22 protein-coding genes (1 of these 22 cut by a window edge) are annotated in these 20611 nt (G+C 67.7%); 11 read left to right on the top strand and 11 right to left on the bottom strand.

Going from position 1 to position 20611, the window contains the following annotated elements; all coding sequences use genetic code 11:
- Positions 1 to 60: 60 nt before the first annotated feature.
- Positions 61 to 825, bottom strand: coding sequence for a PhoH family protein (locus AC1DQJ_RS08635; RefSeq protein ID WP_477602244.1), 765 nt, complete (start codon positions 823 to 825; stop codon positions 61 to 63).
- Between the two features lie 323 nt (positions 826 to 1148).
- Here AC1DQJ_RS08635 and AC1DQJ_RS08630 point away from each other — a divergent pair, with 323 nt between their 5' ends.
- The 4 genes from AC1DQJ_RS08630 (at position 1149) to AC1DQJ_RS08615 (ending at position 3868) form a co-directional block, all read left to right on the top strand.
- Entirely contained in the window at positions 1149 to 1679 is a 531-nt protein-coding gene (locus tag AC1DQJ_RS08630) for a gamma carbonic anhydrase family protein (RefSeq protein WP_477602242.1), read from the top strand.
- Between the two features lie 57 nt (positions 1680 to 1736).
- Positions 1737 to 2519, top strand: coding sequence for an enoyl-CoA hydratase-related protein (locus AC1DQJ_RS08625; protein ID WP_477602240.1), 783 nt, complete (start codon positions 1737 to 1739; stop codon positions 2517 to 2519).
- 265 nt (positions 2520 to 2784) lie between these two features.
- On the top strand, positions 2785 to 3249 hold the full coding sequence (locus AC1DQJ_RS08620; protein WP_477602238.1) for a DUF1579 domain-containing protein: 465 nt from the start codon (positions 2785 to 2787) through the stop codon (positions 3247 to 3249).
- A 115-nt stretch (positions 3250 to 3364) separates the two neighbouring features.
- Positions 3365 to 3868, top strand: coding sequence for a DUF4136 domain-containing protein (locus tag AC1DQJ_RS08615; RefSeq protein WP_477602236.1), 504 nt, complete (start codon positions 3365 to 3367; stop codon positions 3866 to 3868).
- 57 nt (positions 3869 to 3925) lie between these two features.
- Here the strand turns inward: AC1DQJ_RS08615 and AC1DQJ_RS08610 are convergent, their stop codons facing one another.
- Together AC1DQJ_RS08610 and AC1DQJ_RS08605 are read right to left on the bottom strand one after the other, a co-directional pair.
- Entirely contained in the window at positions 3926 to 4585 is a 660-nt protein-coding gene (locus tag AC1DQJ_RS08610; RefSeq protein ID WP_477602234.1) for an HAD hydrolase-like protein, read from the bottom strand.
- A 14-nt stretch (positions 4586 to 4599) separates the two neighbouring features.
- A complete protein-coding gene (locus AC1DQJ_RS08605) occupies positions 4600 to 5019 on the bottom strand; it encodes a GFA family protein (protein ID WP_477602232.1) in 420 nt (139 codons plus the stop codon).
- 195 nt (positions 5020 to 5214) lie between these two features.
- Here AC1DQJ_RS08605 and AC1DQJ_RS08600 point away from each other — a divergent pair, with 195 nt between their 5' ends.
- Both AC1DQJ_RS08600 and dmeF read left to right on the top strand, forming a co-directional pair.
- Positions 5215 to 5490 carry a metal/formaldehyde-sensitive transcriptional repressor gene (locus AC1DQJ_RS08600; protein WP_477602230.1) on the top strand — a complete coding sequence of 92 codons (276 nt, stop codon included), beginning with the start codon at positions 5215 to 5217 and terminating at the stop codon, positions 5488 to 5490.
- 7 nt (positions 5491 to 5497) lie between these two features.
- Complete coding sequence (gene dmeF, locus AC1DQJ_RS08595) at positions 5498 to 6484, top strand: CDF family Co(II)/Ni(II) efflux transporter DmeF (RefSeq protein ID WP_477602228.1); 987 nt, start codon at positions 5498 to 5500, stop codon at positions 6482 to 6484.
- 52 nt (positions 6485 to 6536) lie between these two features.
- Here the strand turns inward: dmeF and AC1DQJ_RS08590 are convergent, their stop codons facing one another.
- Both AC1DQJ_RS08590 and AC1DQJ_RS08585 read right to left on the bottom strand, forming a co-directional pair.
- Positions 6537 to 7031: a hypothetical protein gene (locus tag AC1DQJ_RS08590; protein WP_477602226.1), complete on the bottom strand. Its 495-nt coding sequence runs from the start codon at positions 7029 to 7031 to the stop codon at positions 6537 to 6539.
- Positions 7032 to 7099: 68 nt separating this feature from the next.
- On the bottom strand, positions 7100 to 8743 hold the full coding sequence (locus AC1DQJ_RS08585; protein WP_477602224.1) for a sensor histidine kinase: 1644 nt from the start codon (positions 8741 to 8743) through the stop codon (positions 7100 to 7102).
- 196 nt (positions 8744 to 8939) lie between these two features.
- Here AC1DQJ_RS08585 and AC1DQJ_RS08580 point away from each other — a divergent pair, with 196 nt between their 5' ends.
- The 3 genes from AC1DQJ_RS08580 to AC1DQJ_RS08570 all read left to right on the top strand — a co-directional run bounded on the left by AC1DQJ_RS08580 (position 8940) and on the right by AC1DQJ_RS08570 (position 12249).
- Positions 8940 to 10598 carry a choline dehydrogenase gene (locus AC1DQJ_RS08580; protein ID WP_477602222.1) on the top strand — a complete coding sequence of 553 codons (1659 nt, stop codon included), beginning with the start codon at positions 8940 to 8942 and terminating at the stop codon, positions 10596 to 10598.
- Positions 10599 to 10671: 73 nt separating this feature from the next.
- Entirely contained in the window at positions 10672 to 11619 is a 948-nt protein-coding gene (locus AC1DQJ_RS08575; RefSeq protein ID WP_477602220.1) for an aldo/keto reductase, read from the top strand.
- A 36-nt stretch (positions 11620 to 11655) separates the two neighbouring features.
- Positions 11656 to 12249: a TetR/AcrR family transcriptional regulator gene (locus tag AC1DQJ_RS08570; protein ID WP_477602218.1), complete on the top strand. Its 594-nt coding sequence runs from the start codon at positions 11656 to 11658 to the stop codon at positions 12247 to 12249.
- A gap of 3 nt (positions 12250 to 12252) precedes the next feature.
- Here the strand turns inward: AC1DQJ_RS08570 and AC1DQJ_RS08565 are convergent, their stop codons facing one another.
- On the bottom strand, positions 12253 to 12798 hold the full coding sequence (locus tag AC1DQJ_RS08565) for a PAS domain-containing protein (protein ID WP_477602216.1): 546 nt from the start codon (positions 12796 to 12798) through the stop codon (positions 12253 to 12255).
- Positions 12799 to 12974: 176 nt separating this feature from the next.
- Here AC1DQJ_RS08565 and AC1DQJ_RS08560 point away from each other — a divergent pair, with 176 nt between their 5' ends.
- Positions 12975 to 13850: a hypothetical protein gene (locus AC1DQJ_RS08560; RefSeq protein WP_477602214.1), complete on the top strand. Its 876-nt coding sequence runs from the start codon at positions 12975 to 12977 to the stop codon at positions 13848 to 13850.
- On the opposite strand, the gene AC1DQJ_RS08555 is transcribed toward AC1DQJ_RS08560, so the two are convergent.
- From AC1DQJ_RS08555 to hfaA, 5 genes are all read right to left on the bottom strand, one after another.
- A complete protein-coding gene (locus tag AC1DQJ_RS08555; protein ID WP_477602212.1) occupies positions 13847 to 14581 on the bottom strand; it encodes a VOC family protein in 735 nt (244 codons plus the stop codon). The two genes, AC1DQJ_RS08560 and AC1DQJ_RS08555, sit on opposite strands and share 4 nt — an antisense overlap.
- 195 nt (positions 14582 to 14776) lie before the next feature.
- Complete coding sequence (locus AC1DQJ_RS08550) at positions 14777 to 17650, bottom strand: M16 family metallopeptidase (protein WP_477602210.1); 2874 nt, start codon at positions 17648 to 17650, stop codon at positions 14777 to 14779.
- 86 nt (positions 17651 to 17736) lie between these two features.
- Positions 17737 to 18975: a holdfast anchor protein HfaD gene (hfaD, locus tag AC1DQJ_RS08545; protein ID WP_477602208.1), complete on the bottom strand. Its 1239-nt coding sequence runs from the start codon at positions 18973 to 18975 to the stop codon at positions 17737 to 17739.
- Entirely contained in the window at positions 18905 to 19903 is a 999-nt protein-coding gene (hfaB, locus tag AC1DQJ_RS08540) for a holdfast anchoring protein HfaB (RefSeq protein WP_477602206.1), read from the bottom strand. Before hfaB ends, hfaD begins: the two co-directional genes overlap by 71 nt.
- Complete coding sequence (gene hfaA, locus AC1DQJ_RS08535) at positions 19893 to 20330, bottom strand: holdfast anchoring protein HfaA (protein ID WP_477602204.1); 438 nt, start codon at positions 20328 to 20330, stop codon at positions 19893 to 19895. The genes hfaB and hfaA overlap by 11 nt, the downstream gene beginning before the upstream one ends.
- 158 nt (positions 20331 to 20488) lie before the next feature.
- Here hfaA and AC1DQJ_RS08530 point away from each other — a divergent pair, with 158 nt between their 5' ends.
- On the top strand, positions 20489 to 20611 hold the 5' portion of the coding sequence (locus AC1DQJ_RS08530) for a rhomboid family intramembrane serine protease (RefSeq protein WP_477602202.1). The gene runs 510 nt beyond the window's last position; the window shows 123 of its 633 coding nt (coding positions 1-123); the start codon lies at positions 20489 to 20491; its stop codon lies off the right edge, out of view.

Here is a 20611-nt window from a genome sequence, read left to right as displayed (position 1 = left end):
ATAAAACTGGGCGCGCCACTCACGTGGCGCGCCCTTTTTATTTGGCTTGGACCAAGTGGCTCAGAGCACGCCGAGCATCTCGGCCACCAGCGGGTGGCGAACGATATCGACATCCTTGAGGCGGACGACGGCGATATTCGAGATCGCCTCGAATTTGTCGGCCACCGGGCCTAGGCCGGAAAGTTCGGGCAGCAGGTCGGACTGGGCGGGGTCGCCTGTCACCACCATGGTCGAGTGCCAGCCCAGCCGGGTCAGCAGCATCTTCAGTTGGCCATAGGTGCAGTTCTGCGCCTCGTCGATCACTACGAAGGCGTTGTTGAGCGTGCGTCCGCGCATGAAGCCCACCGGAGCGATCTCGATCGCGCCTTCCTGCATCAGCGCCCGCACCCGCTTCATCGAAAGCCGGTCTGAAAGCGCGTCGTAGAGCGGCCGCAGATAGGGGGCGAGTTTGTCCTCAGCGTCGCCCGGCAGGAATCCGATCGATTCTCCGGCTTCCACAGCGGGGCGCGACAGGACGATCCGGCCAACCCGTCCAGCTTCCAGCGCCTCGACGGCCTTGGCGATGGCTAGATAGGTCTTGCCGGTGCCCGCCGGGCCAAGCGCCATCACGAGATTCTTCGCGTCGATGGCGTCCATCAGGGCCTGCTGTCCGGGCGATTTTGCCTTGATGGTCTTCAGGTAGCCTTGGTCACGGTCGTCGTTGTGATGTGCCACCGGAGACCAGGCGCGATCTACCGGCAGCCGGCGGATTTTAGCGTCATCCTCGAACTGGGCCGCGTCGAACGCGCCTTCGCGCAGTTGTCGCTTCAGAGCTCGCTTGGTCATCTAGGCCTCCCTAGGGGCATGAAAAAAGGGCGACGCCGAAATGGCTCGCCCTCGAGGATCGATAGAATGTGAGACGTAGGGGCGGCGGCGTCGCGCGCTGCGGCCAGGAGGCCCGCCTTCGGTCGGTGATCCAGGCGGGACACCCCGCCGTAGCAAACGCGACACTTTGTACCCCGCCCAGAACGCTCAGCCACGAGGCGGACGCCGACTCGCAGCGGGATGCGGAAGGGCGATCGCCCTCACGAATCGCATCACTAGAATGATGCTACCGTTCTTTACGAGCGGTTAAATGGCTCATTTGGTTGAATAAACGGGGTGTACGGATGGGTGTCTATAACTTGGGCGATGTGGCGCCCGAAGTGCCTGCGGATGATGAATACTGGATCGCGCCGAACGCGGCGGTGGTCGGGCGAGTGATTCTGAAGAGGAATGCTTCAGTCTGGTTCGGCGCGACCCTGCGCGGCGACAACGATCCGATCACCATCGGCGAGAACTCGAACGTCCAGGACGGCAGCGTCCTGCACACCGACAGCGGCTATCCGCTGACCATCGGCGCCAACGTCACCGTCGGCCACATGGTGATGCTGCACGGCTGCACGATCGGCGACGGCTCGCTGATCGGCATCGGCTCCATCGTGCTGAACGGCGCGAAGATCGGAAAGAACTGCCTGATCGGGGCCAATTGCCTGATCACCGAGGGTAAGGAGATCCCTGACAATTCCCTGGTCATGGGCGCGCCGGGCAAGGTGGTGCGCGAGATCTCGCAAGACCAGGGCCGCGTCCTGGCCGGCGGCGCCATGCACTATGTCGAGAACTGGAAACGCTATCGGGCCGGGCTGAAGCCGAGCGCTTGACCGACGTAGCGGCGCCCAGGCGAGCCTGCGCCGCAACAGACAAAGGGAGGATCCTCGATGGCCTATGAGTTCATCCGCGTGGACCGCGAGGGTCCGATCACCGTCATCACGCTCAACCGCCCCGAGGTGATGAACGCCCTGCATTCGCCGGCCCACTTCGAGCTGGACGAAGCGTTCAACGCCTTCGCCGCCGATCCGGAGCAGTGGGTGGGCATCGTCACCGGGGCCGGGGAGCGCGCCTTTTCGGCCGGCAACGACCTGAAGCACCAGGCCGGCGGCGGCGGCATGGCCAGCCCCCCTTCGGGTTTTGCGGGACTGACTTCGCGATTCGACCTGACCAAGCCGCTGATCGCGGCGGTGAACGGCGTGGCCATGGGCGGCGGCTTCGAGATCGCCCTGGCCTGCGACCTGATCATCGCCTCGGAGGCCGCGACCTTCGCCCTGCCGGAGCCGCGAGTCGGCCTGGCCGCCCTGGCCGGCGGCCTGCACCGCCTGCCGCGGATGATCGGCCAGAAGCAGGCGCTGGGCATGATTCTCACCGGCCGCCGGGTCTCGGCCGCCGAAGGCCAGGCCTTGGGCTTCGTCAATGAGGTCACCAAGCCCGAGGATCTGATGGCCGCCGCCCGCCGCTGGGCTGGCCAGATCTGCGAGCTGTCGCCGATGTCGATCCGAGCTTCGAAAGAGGCGGTCTACAAGGGCCTCGACGAGCCGACCCTGGAGGCGGCGATCAAGGGCCAAAATCGCTATCCGGCGGTGAGCGCGCTGTTCAAGTCCGAGGACTTCGTCGAGGGGCCGATGGCCTTCGCCCAGAAGCGCGCGCCGGCCTGGAAGGGCCGCTAACCGGCCGTTGGCGGCTTCCTATTCGGCAGCGACGATAGGCGGTGGTGCTCACAGATCACCGCAGCGGCCGACAAGTGTCCGCCTAGTAGCGTCAAGTCATCGGGTGGCGGCGCAAGATGAGCGCTAGATTTACGTATCGGCAGGCCGCAGCGCGATCGGCAGGTTTTCTGCGCGACCTGCCAGATCGCTGCCGATCGGCGAGCTGCTGACATAGGGGTGGCAGTAGTGTGGCGGTAGGACTGTCTCCCGGACAGGAGAGACCCCCATGAGCTCTGCGCACGATTTCGACTTCAATCACGGCGACTGGGACGTCACCAACCGGCGGCTCAAGGCCCGGGGCGTCGGTTCGGATGAGTGGGAGGTCTTCCCTTCGTTCGAGACGGCGCAGGTATTGATGGGCGGGATGGTCTCGATCGACGAGAGCGATTTCCCGACCAAGCGGTTCAAGGGCATGACCCTGCGCCTGTACGAACCAGCGCAAGACCGCTGGGCGATCTATTGGATCAACTCGCAGGACGGGCTGCTGCAGCCGCCGGTCTATGGCCGCTTCACCGACGGCAAGGGCGTTTTCGCCGGCGACGACACCGACGACGGCCGCCCGGTGAAGGTGTTGTTCGACTGGAGCGGGACCAACACCGCCACGCCGCGTTGGAGCCAGGCCTTCTCCTATGACGGCGGCCAGACCTGGGAGACCAACTGGATCATGGAGTTTCGGCGACCGGAGCGGTGAGGGAGTCGGGTGGGCTCCGCCCCTGGTCTCACCCTCCGGGCTTCACCCGATACCCTCGCGGGCGCCTGGGTTGGTAGCGTCCCGGCGTCGGGTGATTGCAGGAAAAGGCTCCCCTATGATCCGCCGTGCATTTGTCGTCGCGCTCGCCGTAGGCCTGCTGGCCGCCCCAGCCTGGGCCAAGCCGAAGGTGTCGGCAGACACCACGCCCGGAGCGAACTTCGCGGCCTATCAGACCTTCGCCTTCGTGAATCCCCAGCCGCCGGCGGGCATCGACCCGGTGGCTTATGAGCGGATCCGCCAGGGCGTCGAGCAGGGCCTGAGCGGGAAAGGCTACGCCAAGGCTGCCGGCGACACAGGCGATCTCAGCGTCATCATCACCGTGGGCGGGCGCAACAAGACCGACGTCGAAACCTGGGGTCGCTTCGGGCGGCAGGTCGATGTGCACCAGTACACCGAGGGGCAACTGTCGGTGGACGTGTTCGACACCAAGACGCGGCAGCCGCTGTGGCACGGTCAGGCCACCGAAACCATCGACCCGCAGAAGCTCAATCCTCAGAAGGTCGAGGAGGCGGTTACGGACGTCATGGCGAAGTTCCCCGCCCGGGCCGGCGGGAACTAGCGGCCCGCGCAAGCCGAGGGCCCGGCTCCGACGGCTTCGATATGCTGAAGGGGCAGCTCAGCCATGGGCTTCCGCGATCGGGATCAAGTCGCCGGGGTGCGCGGCGAAGTGCGTGACGCCTGCAGACTCAAGTTCATCCCGGTCGCCATAGCCCCACAGGACGCCCACCGTCGAAACGCCATTCGCACGGGCGCCCTCAGCGTCCTGGCGTCGGTCGCCGACCATCAGGCACTGGTCCGCGCTCAGTCCATGTCGCTGCATCAGATCGGCGATGAGGTCGGCCTTCCGGTCGAGGGCTCCACCAGGCTCGGAGCCGTGCACGCCCACAAAGAGGTCAATGAGACCGAGGTGCTCGAGGATCCGTTCGGCGAAGATCCGCCGCTTGGACGTGGCGATGTAGAGCTTCGCGTTCAGCGCCACGAGTTGGTCCAGCGCGGCCCCGAGCCCCGGATAGATCGTCGTCTCACGGAAGCCGGTCGATCCATAGTGGTCGCGATAGGCGAGCACGGCGGCGTCCAAACGGTCGTCTCCGAATCGGCCGAGCACCTGCGTCAGCACCTCTTCCAGGGGTGGGCCGATCAGGTTGTCGATGTCCAGGTGGCCGGGCTCATGCCCCAGCGTGCGGAGCGCCGCGTTGCAGCTGGCCAGGATGCCGGGCTTGGAGTCGACGACGGTACCGTCCAGATCGAACAGTACCGAGAGGGGAGGAGCAGCCATGCGTCAGCTTAGCTTCAAGACGCTAGGTCGCCACCCCCGTCGGAATCACGGCGGTCGCGTGGGTGTTGCTCTGCGCCCTTGAGGTGCGCCAGCCACGGTTCTCGGCGGATGGTCCAGAGTTCATAGGCTGGCGCAAGCGCGGTGGGCGGGCCGTCCAAGGTCCCGAGCTTGATCTCGATCTCACCCGAGCCTTCAGCCCAGCTGAACAGCGATGAGCCGCATTTCGGGCAGAACCGCTCGCCGCCCGCCCGGCTTTGCCAGCATCCGAGCTCGCCCGACAGGGTCGCGCTGTCCCGAGGCCATATCCCGAAGAACGAGAAGGCTGAGCCGGAGTCCTTTCGGCAGGTCTCGCAATGGCAGATGCCGGCGCGGATGGGCTCGCCGTCGATCTCGTAGCGGACCTGTCCGCAGTTGCAGCCGCCGGAGAGTTTCATTGCGATCTCGCAGGTTCTGGGTTTCGCAGCCATGGGCGGCGGACCAACGGGGCCCGGTTCGGGGCGGTTCCAGCCAACTGTGCGCGTCAGCTCTGGCGGAGCAAGGCGGGAGCGGCGGCCGACCCATTGCGGACGTCTGCTTGGCCGCGCCTCACGCTTGCCATGCAAGGAGCCTATACCTTAGGGGGGTATCCTATGGTCCATCTCTCCTCCAACAACGACGCGCTGCTGAAGCGCGTGCGTCGCATCGCAGGTCAGGTGGAGGCAATCGAGCGCTCCATCGCCGGCGACGCCGACTGCGCATCCACCTTGCATCTGGTCGCCGCCACACGCGGCGCGATCAACGGCCTGCTCGACGAGGTGGTCGAAGCCCACATACGCGAACATGTCGCCAAGCCCGGGCTGGACGACGACGCCCGCGCTCGGGCGACCGACGAGGTCATCCAAGCCATCCGCCGCTATTCGAAGTGAGACTTCCATGACCACCTCCGCCGACCTCGAAACCCTCGGGCATGAGCACGTCTTCCTAGGGGCGGCGCACGACGACCACGCCCGGCGCACTCTGTGGGTGGTCGGACTGACCGCGCTAATGATGGTCGCTGAGATCATCGCCGGTTACTGGACGGGCTCGATGGCCCTGCTCGCCGACGGCTTCCACATGGCCACCCATGCCGGGGCCTTGGGGGTGTCTGCGGCGGCCTACGCCTATGCGCGCAAACACGCCCGGGACACCAAGTTCAGTTTCGGGACGGGCAAGGTCGGGGACCTCGCAGGGTTCGCCTCGGCCCTAGTGCTGGGAATGGTGGCGATTGGGATCGGGGTGGAGTCCGTCAAGCGCCTGCTCGAACCCACTACCGTGGCGTTCGGCGAAGCGACGATCGTCGCCGTCGTGGGCCTGGGGGTGAACCTGGTCAGCGCTCTCCTGCTCGGGGGAGGCCACCATCATCACGGCCACGATCATCATCATCATCATCACCATGACCACGATCATCACCACGACCACGACCACGACCATGGCCATGATCACGGTCGTCACGCGGCTCATGGCGTCCACCACAGCGGCGACAACAACCTGCGCTCGGCCTACATGCACGTTCTCGCCGACGCCCTGACCTCCATCCTGGCCATCGCCGCCCTGGTGGCGGGACGCCTGCTCGGCTGGGTGTGGCTCGATCCTGTGATGGGCATGGTCGGCGCGGTCGTGATCGGCAGGTGGTCCTGGACCTTGATGCGCGACACCGCGGGCGTGCTGCTGGACTCTACCGACGAGCACGTCGCCGCAGAGGTTCGCGAGCTGCTGGAAGGGCCAGGCGACGCCCGCATCCGCGACCTGCATGTCTGGCGGGTCGGCCCGGAGGCGCACGCGGCCATCGTCAGCGTCATGGGCAGCCTGGACGCGAAGGAGGTCCGCCGCCGTCTGGAGCCCGTCCACGAGCTTCGGCACATCACGGTAGAAGCCAATTAGCGCCGACTTGCGTCTGCAATCCGCCGTTCCGGATGCTTCCAGCTTCTTGCTGTCACTCGCGCCGAGGGACGTACTTTAGGCGCGCGGCTTCGGTCCATGGGCCTCCGTTCACTGAGCGCTCGGACCGAAAAGCGGCGCCCCCTTCAACCGGCCAGATGCTGCTGCGGGTCTGCACAAGGCCCGCTGCGCTTCGTCGTTCACCCAGACAGGTGAGGCCTTTGTCCGCACTGGGAAAGCAACGCTCTGAACGACTGCGGCCACTGTCGCCGTAGTGATGGTAGGTGAACGCGCGGTCTTCGGCCGACCATCCGAATATGCTGACGCTGTGTTCCGGCTGCCTGCTCTCCTGATCGACGGCCTGGCACACCACGAAGCTGCGGCCGTGGTACCAGGCGCAGGTTTCGCGATATGTCGCCTCCGCGCCTTCGATCGTCCAATCCTCGACAAGGAACGCCAACCGGTCCTCGACCTCAACGGGATGAGTTCCGGCCGCACTTGGGAGGGCCATCCCCATTTGCAGCGCCAGCGCCCAGCAAACATGCTTCATCGTGATCGCCCCCTAGCGGCCGATGCCTGCCGATTTTGGCCGCCGGCTTTCCCAGGCGGGCCGGTTCATCAGGCCGCCGCCGCCACCGGCAGGTCGAAGGCCGCGGTGGTGCCGGCGCCGGGGCTGCTGTCGAGGCGCAGGCTGCCGCCGTGCATGGCGACCAGGTTGCCCGAGAGGGCCAGGCCAAGACCCGAACCCTTGTGGCGCGCCTCTTGGTCGCCGACCTGGGTGAAGGGGCGGCCAAGCCGGACGAGGTCTTCCTCGGCGATGCCGGGACCGGAGTCCCTCACCTCGATAGTGAGGCGTTCGCTGGTCGCCGTGCCTGTGAGCACCACCAGCCCGCCGGTCGGCGAGAACTTCACGGCGTTGGAAAGCAGGTTGATCAGCACCTGCTTGATGGCGCGGGGGTCGGCGTGAACCTCGGGCCACTCGCAGTCCTGCACGGCGATGCTGACGCTGGCCTCGACCGCCAGGCCACGGACCAGGCGCACGGCCTGCTCGACGATCTCCTGGCTGGAGGTGCGGACCGGCGCCAGTTCGAACTTGCCGGCCTCGACACGGGCCGTGTCCAGCAGGTCGGTGACCAGGTCGCTGAGGTGCGAGCCGGCCATCTCGATGGACTGTGCATAGTCGAGGTACTTGGGGTGGCCCAGCGGACCATAGGCCTGCTTGGCCGTCATGCTGGAGAAGCCGACGATGGCGGTCAGCGGCGAGCGCAGTTCGTGCGCCATGGTGGCCAGCAGCAGGGTCCGGGCAGCCATGGCGTCCTCGGCCGCCTTGCGCGCGGCGCGGGCTTGGCCGAGCAGTTCATTCCGTTCGGCGATGGCGCTGGCGACCGTGATCGGCGCGAGGGCCACCAGCATGACCCCTAGTCGCAGCGAAACCAGGTCGTAGCCGGTGAGGTCGCTCATCCCCTGGGTGGCCAGCGAAAGAATGACCAGGGTCCAGACGGCGAAGGACAGGGTGAGCAAGGCCGAAGCCGCCAGTCCGTAGGTCAGGGCGCACCAGAGCAGGCTGGGCACGGGAAAGGCCAGGGCGCCGGGGCCGCCGACCACCGGCACCATGGTCAGACAGATCAGATAGGTGACCAGCGGGATCGCCGCCTTCGGGCCGGGAGGGTGACGCCGCAATTCGGCGATGTTGCGTTGAAGCGTCGCCGGACCGGGGAAGGTCAGGACGATGGGCAGGATGACGATGTAGTTGGCCAGCTCGGTGGACAGCCAGATCACCAGGCCGTGGGTGAAGCTGGTTCGGAACAGCGCCACATTGGCGATGCCGCCCAGGACGCTGGTCAGGGATGAGGCGACCAGCACGATCAGCATCACCGCCACCAGCGACGAGGGGCGTCCGAGCAAGCGGTCGCGCGGCTGCAGCCGGGTGAACAGCGCGACCCCGAGGCCGATGCCGGCAAGATTGCAGGCCGACAGCATGAAGGCCTTGTTCCAGCTGCTGCCGGTCAGGGCGTCGGCGGCGATGAAGGCGGCTGTGGCGGCGATCCAGCTGCTGGGGCGCGCCAGGCGCGGATGGCGGACCATCAGGCCCATCAGCACCGCGTTGGCCGGCCAGAAGGCGCTGAGGTTGCCGACGGGACGAAGCAGGATGCCGACGATGGCCGCCAGCAACACTGCGCCGCCAATGGCGAGGGCGGCCTGGACGTCGGAAGTCACCGGGCGCGGGATGCTATCGGCCGGTGCGGTCTGTTGCGCGCTCATCGGTGGTTGAGGGATCGCCTGCCGTGACTCCTGTGCAGACTGTCACGATTGCCCCATTCAGGCCAACCCGCCTTTGCGTCGCAATTAGCCGAACGGCGATCGCCCGATCTGAAAAAAACCGCCGGAACCCGCCTTGTTTCCCGGCGGCGGTTCAGTAGGGTGCCCCTAACTTAACAGTGTTTAGGGACGGAAACACATGGATCGCTACGACTACGTCATCATCGGCGCGGGGTCCGCCGGATGCGTGCTCGCGAACCGGCTGACCGAAGATCCGCAGACCAAGGTCCTGCTGCTGGAAGCCGGCGGCAAGGACAACTCCATCCTGGTCAAGATGCCCGCCGGGGTCGGCGCGCTGATCGGCAAGCCGGGGACCTACAACTGGGGTTTCTGGACCGAGGACGAGCCCAACCTGGAGAGCCGCAAGCTGTGGTGGCCGCGCGGCAAGGGCTGGGGCGGCTCGTCCTCGATCAACGGCATGATCTATATCCGCGGCCACGCCCGCGACTATGACCAGTGGCGCCAGATGGGCGTGTCGGGCTGGTCGTACCGGGACGTGCTGCCCTACTTCAAGCGCTCGGAGAGCCTGGAAGGCGGCGGCGACGCCTGGCATGGCGGCGAGGGACCGCTGAAGGTCTCCAAGGCCTCCTCGCCCAACCCGATCTACAAGGCGACGGTCGAGGCCGGCCGCCAGGCGGGGCATCCGGTCACCAGTGATTTCAACGGCTTCCAGCAGGAAGGCTGGGGCCCGTACCAGATGACCATCCATGACGGCCAGCGCTGGAGCGCGGCGCGCGGATACCTGCATCCGGCCCTGGCGCGGCCGAACCTGACCTGCATCACGGGCGCGCGGACCAGCAAGATCGTCATCGAGAACGGCCGCGCCACCGGGGTCGAGTACATCGACGCCAAGTCCGGCGAGAAGAAGGTCGTGCACGCCGGCAAGGAAGTGCTGCTGAGCGCCGGCGCCGTGCAATCGCCGCAGATCTTGCAGCTGTCGGGCATCGGCGACCCGGAAGAATTGGGCAAGTTCGGCATTCCGGTGGTCAAGGCGCTGAAGGGCGTCGGGGCCAACCTGCAGGACCACCTGGACGTCACCATGTCCTGGGAGTGCCCGCAGCCGATCACCGCTTTCTCGCTGCGCAAGGGCCTGCTGAAGACCCTGGCCATCGGCATGAACTACGCCTTCTTCGGCAAGGGCCTGGGCCGCCAGCAGTTCCTGGAGTCCGGCGCGTTTCTGAAGTCGCGGCCCGACCTCGACCGGCCGGACCTGCAGATCCACACCGTGCTGGCGATCATGCAGGACCATGGCAAGGTGGCGGTGCCGAAGGACGGCTTCACCTTCCACGTCTGCCAGCTGCGCCCGGAGAGCCGCGGCCGCGTGGGCTTGCGGTCGGCCAACCCGACCGACGATCCGGCGATCTTCGCCAACTACCTGGCCACCGAGGAAGACCGCCGCGCCCTGCGCGAGGGGGTCCGGATGATGCGCAAGGTGGCGGCGCAATCGGCGCTGGACGCCTATCGCACCGAGGAGCTGTTCCCGGGCAAGGACGTCGAGAGCGACGAGCAGATCGACGCCTGGATCCGCAAGCACGCCGAGACGATCTATCACCCGGTCGGCACCTGCAAGATGGGCCAGGCCAGCGACGAGATGGCGGTGGTCGACGGCGAGCTGAAGGTGTTCGGGGTCGAGGGCCTGCGGGTGATCGACGCCTCGGTGATGCCGACCCTGGTCGGCGGCAACACCAACGCCCCGACGATCATGATCGCCGAGAAGATCTCCGACGTGATCCGTGGCCGAGCGGCGCTGCCGGCCGAGGACGCGCCGGTCTACGGCGACGACCAGAAGGCGGCGTAAGAACGGCCAGCCCCCTCCCACCGGAGGGGGCTTTTTCTTTATTTATTCTGACGTTTAATTTTAGGAGGCGACGATGGAACTGCGCAAACTTGGCAAGTCCGATTTGAAGGTCGCGCCGCTGGTGCTCGGCGGCAATGTGTTCGGCTGGACGGCTGACGACGAGACGTCGTTCAAGCTGCTCGACGCGTTCATCGACGGCGGCTTCAACATGGTCGACACCGCCGACGTCTATTCGCGCTGGTCGCCGGCCGGCGGCGGCGCTTCGGAGACCGTGATCGGCAAATGGCTGGCCCAGGGCGGCAAGCGCGACAAGGTGCTGGTGGCCACCAAGCTCGGCTCGGAGATGGGCGAGGGCATGAAGGGGCTGTCGGCCAAGTACATGGTCGAGGCGGTGGAGGCGTCGCTGAAGCGGCTGCAGACCGACTATATCGACCTCTACCAGTCGCACCGCGACGACGCCGACACCCCGCAGGAAGAGACCGCCGAGGCCTATGAGCGGCTGGTGAAGGCCGGCAAGGTGCGGGCCATCGGTTCGTCGAACTTCACCCCGGACCGGCTGGCGTCGGCGCTGGAGGTCAGCGCGGCCAAGGGCGTGGCGCGCTACAACAGCGAGCAGCCGCTCTACAACCTCTATGACCGGGCCGGCTTCGAGAGCGGCCTGCAGCAGGTCTGCATCGACAACGAGGTCGGGGTGATCCCGTACTACGGCCTGGCCTCCGGCTTCCTGACCGGCAAGTACCGCAGCGAGGCGGACCTGGACAAAAGCCCGCGCGGCCGCGGCGTGAAGCGGATGATGGACGAGCGCGGCATGCGCATCCTGGCGGCGCTGGACAAGGTGTCGGGCGCCAAGGGCGCGACCCCTGCGCAGGTGGCGCTGGCCTGGGTGATGGCCCAGCCCGGACTGACCGGCCCGATCGCCTCGGCGACCAGCCTAATCCAGCTTGAGGAGCTGATGGGCGCGGCGCGGCTGGTGCTGACGAAGGAAGACCTGGCGACGCTCAATGAGGCGTCCGCCGTCTGACTTTGCAAAAACGACCGATCGTGCTAAATGGGGCGCATGAGAAAAGGCGCCGCAACACGTGAGGCCATCGTCGGCCGGGCCCTGGAACAGGCCGTTTCGGTAGGGCTCGAGGGGCTATCCCTCGGGCCGCTGGCCGACAGCCTGGAGCTGTCCAAGAGCGGCCTGTTCGCGCACTTCAAGTCCAAGGAGGCGCTGCAGCTGGCGGTTCTGGAGGAGGCGATCGAGCGCTTCCGGACCCGGGTGATCGAGCCGAGCCTGGCCTTGCCGCGCGGCCGCGCGCGGATGGAGGCGCTGCTCAGCCGCTGGATCGACTGGATCGACGGCGAGGCCGATATGGGCGGCTGCATCTTCGCGGTCTCGGCCCAGGAGTATGACGACCGGCCGGGTCTGATCCGCGACCGACTGGTGGCCTCGCAGGCCGATTGGCACGAAACCCTGGCGCGGGTGGCGTCGGACCTGCCCAAGGCCGGCAAGGCGCCGGGCGACTATTGCCGCCAACTGGTGTTCGAACTGGTCGGGGTCAGCCTGGCCTACCAGCAGCACGTGAAGCTGTTCCGCACGGCCAACGCACGGGCGCGGGCCGAGGAGGCGATCTCGCGCCTGCTGGACGACGCGGCCGAGGCGGTCTGAGCTTCAGGCGACCCGGCGGCCGTCGAGAGTGGCCAGCCGCAGGCGATAGGTTTCCTCGTTGGCCGGGCCGACGCCGCGGATCGCACGCACGGCCAGGGCGCGGATCGGCTGATCGCGCAGCCCCGCGACCAGCGACATCGGCTGATAAAGACCCAGGAACCGCTCGGGCGAGTTGGGGCCGCCAGCGATAGGCGCGAACAGGATCTCGAGCTCGACCGAGGCGTCGTCGCCCATGGCTTCGATGTGGGCGACCATCGGCTCGGGCCGGCGGCGAGCGGTCTCCAAGGCGGTGTGCAGGTCGGTGCGGCCGCGCTCGTCCACCAGCGATAGGAAGTTGCGGCCGCGCAGATCGCGCTGGTGAAGTTCGGCGACCAGCCCCCCGGCCAGACGCACCGGATAGACGCCCGAGGACGCGCGCCCGAGCATGAAAGCCTGGGGCGCGAGCTTGGCGAACTCGGTCGGATCGATGGCCGCGCGCACGGGCAGGGCGGCCAGACCGCTCTTGCCGCGCCAGTAGTCGATCATCTGCTGCGTGTTCGAATGGAACATCTCGCGCCTCCGATGCGGCCAACCGGCGGCCGCACGGGGCTTGCAGGAAGATCGGCGCCAGCCGCCTGGCGTTCCAGATCGGGACGACGGCTCAAGGCTCAGAGATTCTTAAGCCGCGTAAGCTTTAGTGCGGCGCTCGCCGCCCCAGCGGCCGGCTGGCCGTGGAGGGGCCGTCCATGAACATGCGTTCGACCCTGCTGGGCCTCGTGCTTGGCCTTGGCGTGATGATGCTGGCCGGTGCGGCCGCAGCCCAGTGCTGCACGACGCCGCCGYCCCCGGTCTGCTGCACCACGCCTCCGCCCTGCTGCACGACCCCGCCGCCGCCTCCGGTCTGCTGCCGGCCTCCGCCGAGCGACCCGCCAGACGACCCGCCGCCGCCGAGCGCGCCGCCCGAGGATCCGAACGGCAACATCCATGTCCACGCCTCGAACGTGGCCATCGCCATCGCCGGCGGGCGCGCTGGAGCCGGCGCGGGCGCCGGTGCGGGCGCCGTGTACTACGGCGGCGGCTATGGCGGCGGATACACCGCGCCGATGGCCAGCGGCTCGATCCAGCTCAATGTCGACGGCGGCAAGCGCATGAGGCAGGTGGCCTACGAGGCCAGCCGGATGCGCACGCGCCGCGTGGTGATCCAGGCCGTCTGCATCGACGCGCGCCAGATTCCGCACCCGGCCTCACAGGTCCGCCCGGACCGCGACATCGACGCCGCCTTTGACGGTGAGCTCTATCGCTGCATCGCCGGCTCATGGCTGCAGGCGACCATCGCCGACTTCGACGGCAAGGTGGACTTCTCCGGCGGCAAGACCTTGGCCTGCGGCAAGGGCGACGCGCTCTATCACGGCCGCGGCGGCAAACTCGAGTGCCGCCGCCAGGCCCCGGCCCGCGACTGCAACGAGCGCTCGCTGCTGCGTCGCTTCGGGGCCGGCATCAAGGTGCTGACCATCACCGAGATCGAGAAGTACACCGCCTATCGCGAGGAAGAAGAACGCGTCACCGAAAGCGCCGCGACGAGCATGAGCCTCGACGGCGGCGTCGGCGGCTACGTCTACTAGGATTCCACGAACAGGAAGCCGCAGGCGAGCGGGGCGGGGGCGCGGAGGGCGAGGCCGCCCGCGGTTTGGCGGGCGGTGAGGTCGCTTCCTAGCGCGGCCTGGGCGGCTTCGAGCGAGTCGACCTCGACGCGGACGGCGACCTCGGCGTCTTCGAAGGCGGCGCAGAAGGTCTCGGGCGGCCAGTGCTCGAAGCCGGAGAGGTCGAGGACGCGGCCGGCCGCCTTGGCGAAGGGGCCGGGCTCGCCGCCGGCGAAGATCAGACCCGACAACCTGGCTGCGCTGTTTGGGTGCTCGAACCACTCCGCGCGGGTGTCGGGGCAGGGATAGTGGTGGGCGATCACGGCTAGGCCGAGCGGGCTGATGCGCTCGCGGATCGAGAACAGCCGGAAGGTCTCGGTCCCCAGCTCGGGGGCGCCGTCCCAGCTCCGCTCGAGGCGATAGGCCGGATGCAGGCGCATGTCGCCGAGCCCGGCCGCCGCGGCGTCCAAGTCCGGGGAAAGGAACAGGCAGGCGCCGGGCGTCACCGCGGCGTTGGCCGGAGCCTGTGGCTCATACAGCAGGTCGAACCAGCCCTGGCGGAGGAAGACGCTGCGGTTGCGCCAGCGGGCGTCCGGATAGTCGGGGGAATTGTAGGCGCAGGCCGGAGCGACCGTGAAGCCAAGCGCGCCGAACGCCGCGGCGAGGACGTCGAGATCCGGGGCGGCGAAGGGAATGTGATCGATCGGCAGCATGGCTCGCGATGGAGCCACGGCCCGGCGCAGAAGCGCAAGGATGCGATGGGGTCGCTGATACGGGCGATAATCCCCTACTGCCGTTCCAGTCCCGCGACAGAGCCGCGGGTTCGCTGGCCCGTATAGAGCCCAGGCGAGGCCAGCTTGGCTATATGACGCTATGCCGCGCGGCCCGCGACGATCCGCGTGGTTCCTCTAGTTCTTGCCGGGGCGGACCTCTAGCATCCACGTGCTGTCGTCCTTCAGCACCGCCTGGGCGGCGCGCTGGACGTCGGCGGCGCTGACCCTTTCCGTGCCAGGGATCATGGCGCGGGTGGCCTCCAGCCGGCGCGGATCGGCCTGGGACCCGGACAGTTCGCCCAGCCAGTAGCCGTTGGTTTCGCGCGCCTTCTCGATCTGGTCGATGCGCGGCTTCTTGGCGCGGGCCAGTTCGTCCTCGGTGATCGGTTTGTCGCGAAGGTCGGCGGCGATCTTGCGGACGTCCTTGAAGAAGTCGGGCAGCTTGGCCGGCGGGATCTCGACGCTGGCCGAGACATAGCCCCAGCGCGGCCAGACGAAGCTGTGATTGTAGATAACGCTGGGCGAGTAGGTGGCGCCCTGCGACTCGCGCAGCTCCTCCATCAGCCGCAGCTCAAGCACTTCGCCCATGACGGCGGTGTCGCGAGCCCGCTGAGGATCGGAATAGAAGTCGTTGGTCCGCCAGGCGATGTAGCCGATCGACTGGTCGGCGCGGCCCTTGTGGGTCAGCACCAGCGGCTTGTCGACGCCAGCTGGGAAGGCGACCTCGCGCTGGGTGGGGACGGGCGCAGGGGCGCTGCGCGGGGGCAGGGCGCCGAAGGTGCGGGCCACGGCCTCGGTCGCCTTCTCGACGGTGGTGTCGCCGACCACGACGACCTCGATCGGACCGCCGGCCAGGATCGGCCCGACCTGGGCCTTGAAGTCGTCGAGCTTGGCGTCGGCGATCTGCTCGCGGCTGGGGAAGGCCCAGCGCTGGTCGTCGGGGTGCAGCAGGCCGGCGAGATCGCGCGAGACGATGCCCGAGTCGGTCGCCTCATACTGGTCGTGGATGGTCTTGCCGGCGCTCTGCAGCCGCTTGAAGGCCTCGGCCCGCCAGCCCGGGTCGCTGGCGTAGGCGGCCAGCACCTGCAGCTGGACGTCGAGGTCCTCCGGCCGGGTGCCGCCAGAGAGTACGAAGGCGTCGTCGGCGACAAAGAACTGCGCGCCGTAGAGGCGGCTGGCGAGCACGCGCTCAAGGTCGCCGGCGTCGATCTGCCCGAGACCGCCCTCGACGAAGGCCCCCGAGGCCCAGCTGAGGTTCGGGGCGTTCTTGGGCAGATCCAGGCGGCCGCCGCCGACATTGACCCGGACCAGGATCTCGTCGTCCTTGAAGCGGGTGGGCTTCACGGTGAGACGCACGCCGTTGTCGAAGCGGATGAAGGTGGCGTCGAGATCGGAGACGTCCTTGGTCTCGACCACCTTGCCGACCGTGGAGCCGAACGTCCCGTAGGGCCAGGCCACCTCGGTAGCCGCTGCCGGCTCCGCGACGGCCACCTTGCGCGAGGCGTCGAGCTCGGCGAGCAGGGCGGACTCGCCCCCCTCGATCGGCCTGGGCGAGGCCATGAACAACAGCGGGCCGTCGCCGGTGAAGGTCGCCTTCAGAGCGGCCGAGACCTGCTCGGCTTTCAGGTCCTTCACCGCGGCCTCGAAGAAGGCGAGGTCCTGGATCGGATTGGTGACCACCTCATGCTCGCCCAATGAGCCGATGACCTCACCAGCCAGCTGGGCCGGGGTGCGGGTGGCGGCGCCGGCTGCGGCGGCCTTGAGGTTGGCGCGGTACTCGGTGATTTCGCGGTCCAGCTCGTCCTGGCGGACGCCGAACTTGACCGCGCGGCGCTGTTCCTGCTCCGCGGCGGCCAGGGCCTCGCGCCAACGGCCGGGCTCGGCGTTGACGATGACCATGGTCAGCTCGGCGGCGTCGTACTCGTTGCTTTCAAAGGCGGCCGCGCCGAGGAACGGCGGCTCGGCCCCGCGGGCCAGGCGCTGCATGCGGCGGTTCATCACCGAGAAGCCGAGCTGCTCGACCAGGTCGCGCTTGCGCTTGGCCATGGTGTCGGCGCTGTGGTCCGGCTTGCGGACCCAGGCCAGCTGCATGGAGAGCGGCGCGCCCGGTTCGACCACCAGCTTGGCTTCGGCCTTGCGCGGCTGGACCGCGCCGAGGTCGGGATCGGTCCCGCCGGGGCCGGCGGCCGTCCAGTCGCCGAACTTGGTCTTGATCTTGGCCTCCATGGCCGCGACGTCGAAGTCGCCGACCACGACCAGGGTCGCGCGCTCGGGCCGGTAGTAGCGATTGTAGAAGTCGGCGAGCTGTTCGGCGGGCGCGTTCTGCAGCACCTCGACCTTGCCGATCGGATAGCGGGTCGGCGGACGCTGACCCTTCAGGAAGAACTCCAGGCGGCGCTGGTAGACGCGGTAGGGCGGGGTGTCGCGGGCCCGCTCCTCGGACAGCACCACGCCGCGCTCGCGGTCGATGGCGCCGGCGTCGAGCGTGAGGTTGCCGGCCGCCTCGCGCATCAGCATCAGGGCGGCGTCGACGGTCTCGTCGTTGGTGCGCGGCAGATCAAGCTTGTAGATCGTCTCGTCGAAGTTGGTGGAGGCGTTGGTGTCGGCGCCGAAGGCCAGGCCCAGCCGCTCCAGGATCTTGATCATCTCGCCTTCCGGCACGGCCTTGGAGCCGTTGAAGGCCATGTGCTCGAGGAAGTGGGCGAGGCCCTGCTGAGCGTCGGTCTCCATCAGCGAGCCGGCGTCGAAGCGCAGCCGGACGGCGGCCTGGCCGGGCGGGATCGACTGTTTGCGGATGGCGTAGCGCATGCCGTTGGGCAGGGCGCCGAAGCGGATGTCGGGATCGGCGACAACGTCGGAGCGGGCCTGGGCCCATTCACCGGGAGGGAGCTTCGCCTGGGCCGGAGCTTCCTTGGCGGAGCCGAACTTGGGAAGGGGGAAACTCGAGGCGGTGACCGGGACGGCCAGGACGATGGCGAGCGCGGAGGCCGCGCTGAAGAGACGTCGCATCAGGTGTTACAGATCCAGGATCGGTTGGGCTCGGCACCTTGCGCAGGCGAGCATGGCGTTCGCAAGGCGCGGTCGCGGCGAGGCGACTATTGGCCGGAAGGACGGCTGACGAGGTAGGTGGCCGAATTGCCGACGGCGTTGGCCGTTCCGGTGGCCGAGCGGCCGCCGGCGACGCTGATGTAGCTCTGGGCGCCGACATCGGCGTTGTTGGCCTGGCTGTTGACGAAGTCGACGCGGGCTTCGCAGTCCGAGCAGCCATAGCCGAGCACCGAATTGCCCTGGGCCATGGCGGTCGCTTCGGCGTCGTAGCCTTGGGCCCCGTCGAACCGGGCGATCGCCTCGATGCCGCCGCCCTCATTGAGCTGAATGGTGTCGAGCACCAATTCGTCGCCGATGTCGCCGGCGACCAGTGCGTTCCCGACCCCCTGGGCCGTCGCGTAGGCGGCGCCGTACTGATAGGCGCTGGATCCTGTCTGGGCGCGGACATAGGCCTGGTTGGTCTGGTTCGCCGTGACGCCGAGCTGGACGTTGTCGTTGTAGAGGTTGGCGTTGTTGCCGGCGGCGACCGCGCTGGTCCAGGCTTCCTGGACAGCGCCGAAGGCGGTGAATTGACCGGCCTGGGTCAAAGGCGCGGTGTTGCTCTGACCGATGACCATCTGGGCCGAGGAGCCTTCGGCGCCCGAAAGGGTGACGTCGTTGCCGGCGGTGGTGGCCGCGAAGCTGGCGGTGTTGTCGACCCGGCCATAGACGCCGCCGCCGTCGGTGATGACGGTCGCGGCGTTCGATTGGGTGGCGCCGATCATGGCTGTGGCGTTGTCGAGGCCGACGGAGAGGCCGTTGGCGGAGCCCTGAACGTAGCTGTTCATGTAACCGACCGTGCCGGTCGGCGCTTCGCTGTGGCTGTGGGCGATCACGCCAGCCGAGGCGGTGGCGGTCTGGGAATAGACCCCGGTGACCGTGGCGTCGTTGGCGCTGGCCTGGGCGTAGTTGCCGCTGGCCGTGGTCGAGAGACGGGTGACGGCGCCGGACTGGACGGCCACGTCCAGACGGGTGTCGGCGTTGACCTGGCTATGCACCGCCTGGTCGGAGCGCATGTCGGCGCCGTCGATGTTCGCGGCTCCGGAGAAGCGGTTGCCCGTGGCGTTCGAGGCGCCGTCGGTAAAGTCAGGGACCTCGACCACGTTGAGGATCTGCTGGCTGAAGACGTCGCCGAACTGAACCTGGCTGTTCAGGACCGAGCCAGGCGCGGTCTGACTAATAGCGGCTTGGCACGGAAGAATCGCGACGAACGTTCCAACGAGAAGCCTCTTCGCGAGTCTGGCCATTGTTCGTACCCAGGTTGTTGTAGGCCGGCACATAGCCGCCGGTCAGGCCGACCGTTCCGGTGGCGAAGGGGTCGGAGCTGAGGCAGGCCAGGGGGCCGGGCATGCCGTAGAGGTTGGCGGTCATTTCGACGACCGCGCGTTCCACCAGGCTGCGCACTGCAAGCTGCATCGGCTCCAGCGCGCCGGACCCGGCCGAGATGTCGAAGACGTTGCCGTTCAGGAAGTCGAAGAAGCCGACGCCGACTTCGCGGCCGATCACCTGCTTCTGGTAGGAGATGACGTCCACCACCTCGAGCGTGCGGGTGTTGATGAGCCGCATGTCCAGGCCGATGTTCATCACGAACAGCCGGCCGCGGAACGAGCCTTTCGGATCCTGCGGGTCGAGGTCGCCCCCGGCGACGTCGATGCCGGCCGAGCGGATGTTGTAGTTCAGCTCGGTGATGCCGCCGGCGACATAGAAATCCGAGCCGGGCACCTGGCCGGCCAGGATGCGCCGGTAGTCCGCCGCCTGATCGGGCGCCGGATTGGGGGTGTCGGAGATCAGCTTGTTGTTGGCGTACTTGAGCTCGAGTTCCGAGACCGAGGTGTCGAAGCGCTCGACCAACGGCATGCCGGCCTTGGCGAAGGCTGACATGGCCATCAGCGAGGCGCCTTGAGTGATCTTGCGGCCGGAGCCGTCGGATTCCGACTTGCCGGTGTAGTCGGCGATGCGGCCGACCGCGATGCGCGGGGCCACCAGGTTGGTGGTGCGCGCGAAGCCGGCCATGCAGACCAAGGCGTCGGAATACGGCGTCGGGTTAGCCGTCACGGTGGCCGTACCGATCGCGCGGGCGTAGTTGCCGCCCGGCCCGGCGACCGGGGTGGCGCAGGCCGAGAGGGTCAGCGCAGCGACGCTGATCAGGGCGCCGGCGAGGGATTTACTGGTCATTGGGCGCGACGCCTCCATTGAGGGTCGTGCCGGCCGAGACAGCGCCGTTATTGACCTGGCTCGAGTTGACGATGACCGTGTTGTAGTTGCCCTGGGTGACCACCACGAGGCTGTTGCCGATGGCGGTGGACCCGCCGCCGAGCGAGCCGACGCCGGAGAACGACTCGCCGGCCCCGGAACTGAAGGAGAAGCTCGACTGGTCTTCCCCGGACTGGATGATGCCGTCGATGATCACCCGGTTGCCGTTGGCGTCGCGGGTGGAGACATCCACAGGATGGTTCTCCGATCCGGCGCGGCGGCCGTATCCGGCGTTGAAGTCGGCCGAGTTCGTCGTCATGGATTGGCTGTGCGCGGGTGCGGCCGCGAGGAGACCCACGCCCGTGGCGAACGCCAGCGCGCGCAGATCAGCGAAGGAAGCTGCGGTCATGCCCCTTGGAAACCCCACCCGACTAAAGACTACGACCGGGCGTGCATTAAGCGTGGCCTGACCGAACTTGGGGCGTATCTAAGTTGCAGACCTCGCGATTTGGTTAAGGCCGACGCTTTAGACGAACGTCGATTTTGGAAGAGTTTGGAGACTAGGCTTTGAGCGAGGACGAGCGGCAGCCGATTTTCAATGCGCCCTGGCCGGCGGTGCTGGCCACCCTGGTGATCATTGTCGGCTACTTGATCCAGACTTTCCTGCCGCAAGACTGGCTGTTCAAGACC

The sequence above is a fragment of the Phenylobacterium sp. P4_E10 genome (genome assembly GCF_056401675.1).
Note: the sequence above shows the minus strand (reverse complement) of the source record. Positions and strands in the feature narration are given on the sequence as shown.

Coding starts and splice junctions, on each gene's coding strand:
- AC1DQJ_RS08635 (WP_477602244.1), bottom strand. CDS start 825: ATGACCAAGCGAGCTCTGAAGCGACAACTGCGCGAAGGCGCGTTCGAC.
- AC1DQJ_RS08630 (WP_477602242.1), top strand. CDS start 1,149: ATGGGTGTCTATAACTTGGGCGATGTGGCGCCCGAAGTGCCTGCGGAT.
- AC1DQJ_RS08625 (WP_477602240.1), top strand. CDS start 1,737: ATGGCCTATGAGTTCATCCGCGTGGACCGCGAGGGTCCGATCACCGTC.
- AC1DQJ_RS08620 (WP_477602238.1), top strand. CDS start 2,785: ATGAGCTCTGCGCACGATTTCGACTTCAATCACGGCGACTGGGACGTC.
- AC1DQJ_RS08615 (WP_477602236.1), top strand. CDS start 3,365: ATGATCCGCCGTGCATTTGTCGTCGCGCTCGCCGTAGGCCTGCTGGCC.
- AC1DQJ_RS08610 (WP_477602234.1), bottom strand. CDS start 4,585: ATGGCTGCTCCTCCCCTCTCGGTACTGTTCGATCTGGACGGTACCGTC.
- AC1DQJ_RS08605 (WP_477602232.1), bottom strand. CDS start 5,019: ATGAAACTCTCCGGCGGCTGCAACTGCGGACAGGTCCGCTACGAGATC.
- AC1DQJ_RS08600 (WP_477602230.1), top strand. CDS start 5,215: ATGGTCCATCTCTCCTCCAACAACGACGCGCTGCTGAAGCGCGTGCGT.
- dmeF (WP_477602228.1), top strand. CDS start 5,498: ATGACCACCTCCGCCGACCTCGAAACCCTCGGGCATGAGCACGTCTTC.
- AC1DQJ_RS08590 (WP_477602226.1), bottom strand. CDS start 7,031: ATGAAGCATGTTTGCTGGGCGCTGGCGCTGCAAATGGGGATGGCCCTC.
- AC1DQJ_RS08585 (WP_477602224.1), bottom strand. CDS start 8,743: ATGAGCGCGCAACAGACCGCACCGGCCGATAGCATCCCGCGCCCGGTG.
- AC1DQJ_RS08580 (WP_477602222.1), top strand. CDS start 8,940: ATGGATCGCTACGACTACGTCATCATCGGCGCGGGGTCCGCCGGATGC.
- AC1DQJ_RS08575 (WP_477602220.1), top strand. CDS start 10,672: ATGGAACTGCGCAAACTTGGCAAGTCCGATTTGAAGGTCGCGCCGCTG.
- AC1DQJ_RS08570 (WP_477602218.1), top strand. CDS start 11,656: ATGAGAAAAGGCGCCGCAACACGTGAGGCCATCGTCGGCCGGGCCCTG.
- AC1DQJ_RS08565 (WP_477602216.1), bottom strand. CDS start 12,798: ATGTTCCATTCGAACACGCAGCAGATGATCGACTACTGGCGCGGCAAG.
- AC1DQJ_RS08555 (WP_477602212.1), bottom strand. CDS start 14,581: ATGCTGCCGATCGATCACATTCCCTTCGCCGCCCCGGATCTCGACGTC.
- AC1DQJ_RS08550 (WP_477602210.1), bottom strand. CDS start 17,650: ATGCGACGTCTCTTCAGCGCGGCCTCCGCGCTCGCCATCGTCCTGGCC.
- hfaD (WP_477602208.1), bottom strand. CDS start 18,975: ATGGCCAGACTCGCGAAGAGGCTTCTCGTTGGAACGTTCGTCGCGATT.
- hfaB (WP_477602206.1), bottom strand. CDS start 19,903: ATGACCAGTAAATCCCTCGCCGGCGCCCTGATCAGCGTCGCTGCGCTG.
- hfaA (WP_477602204.1), bottom strand. CDS start 20,330: ATGACCGCAGCTTCCTTCGCTGATCTGCGCGCGCTGGCGTTCGCCACG.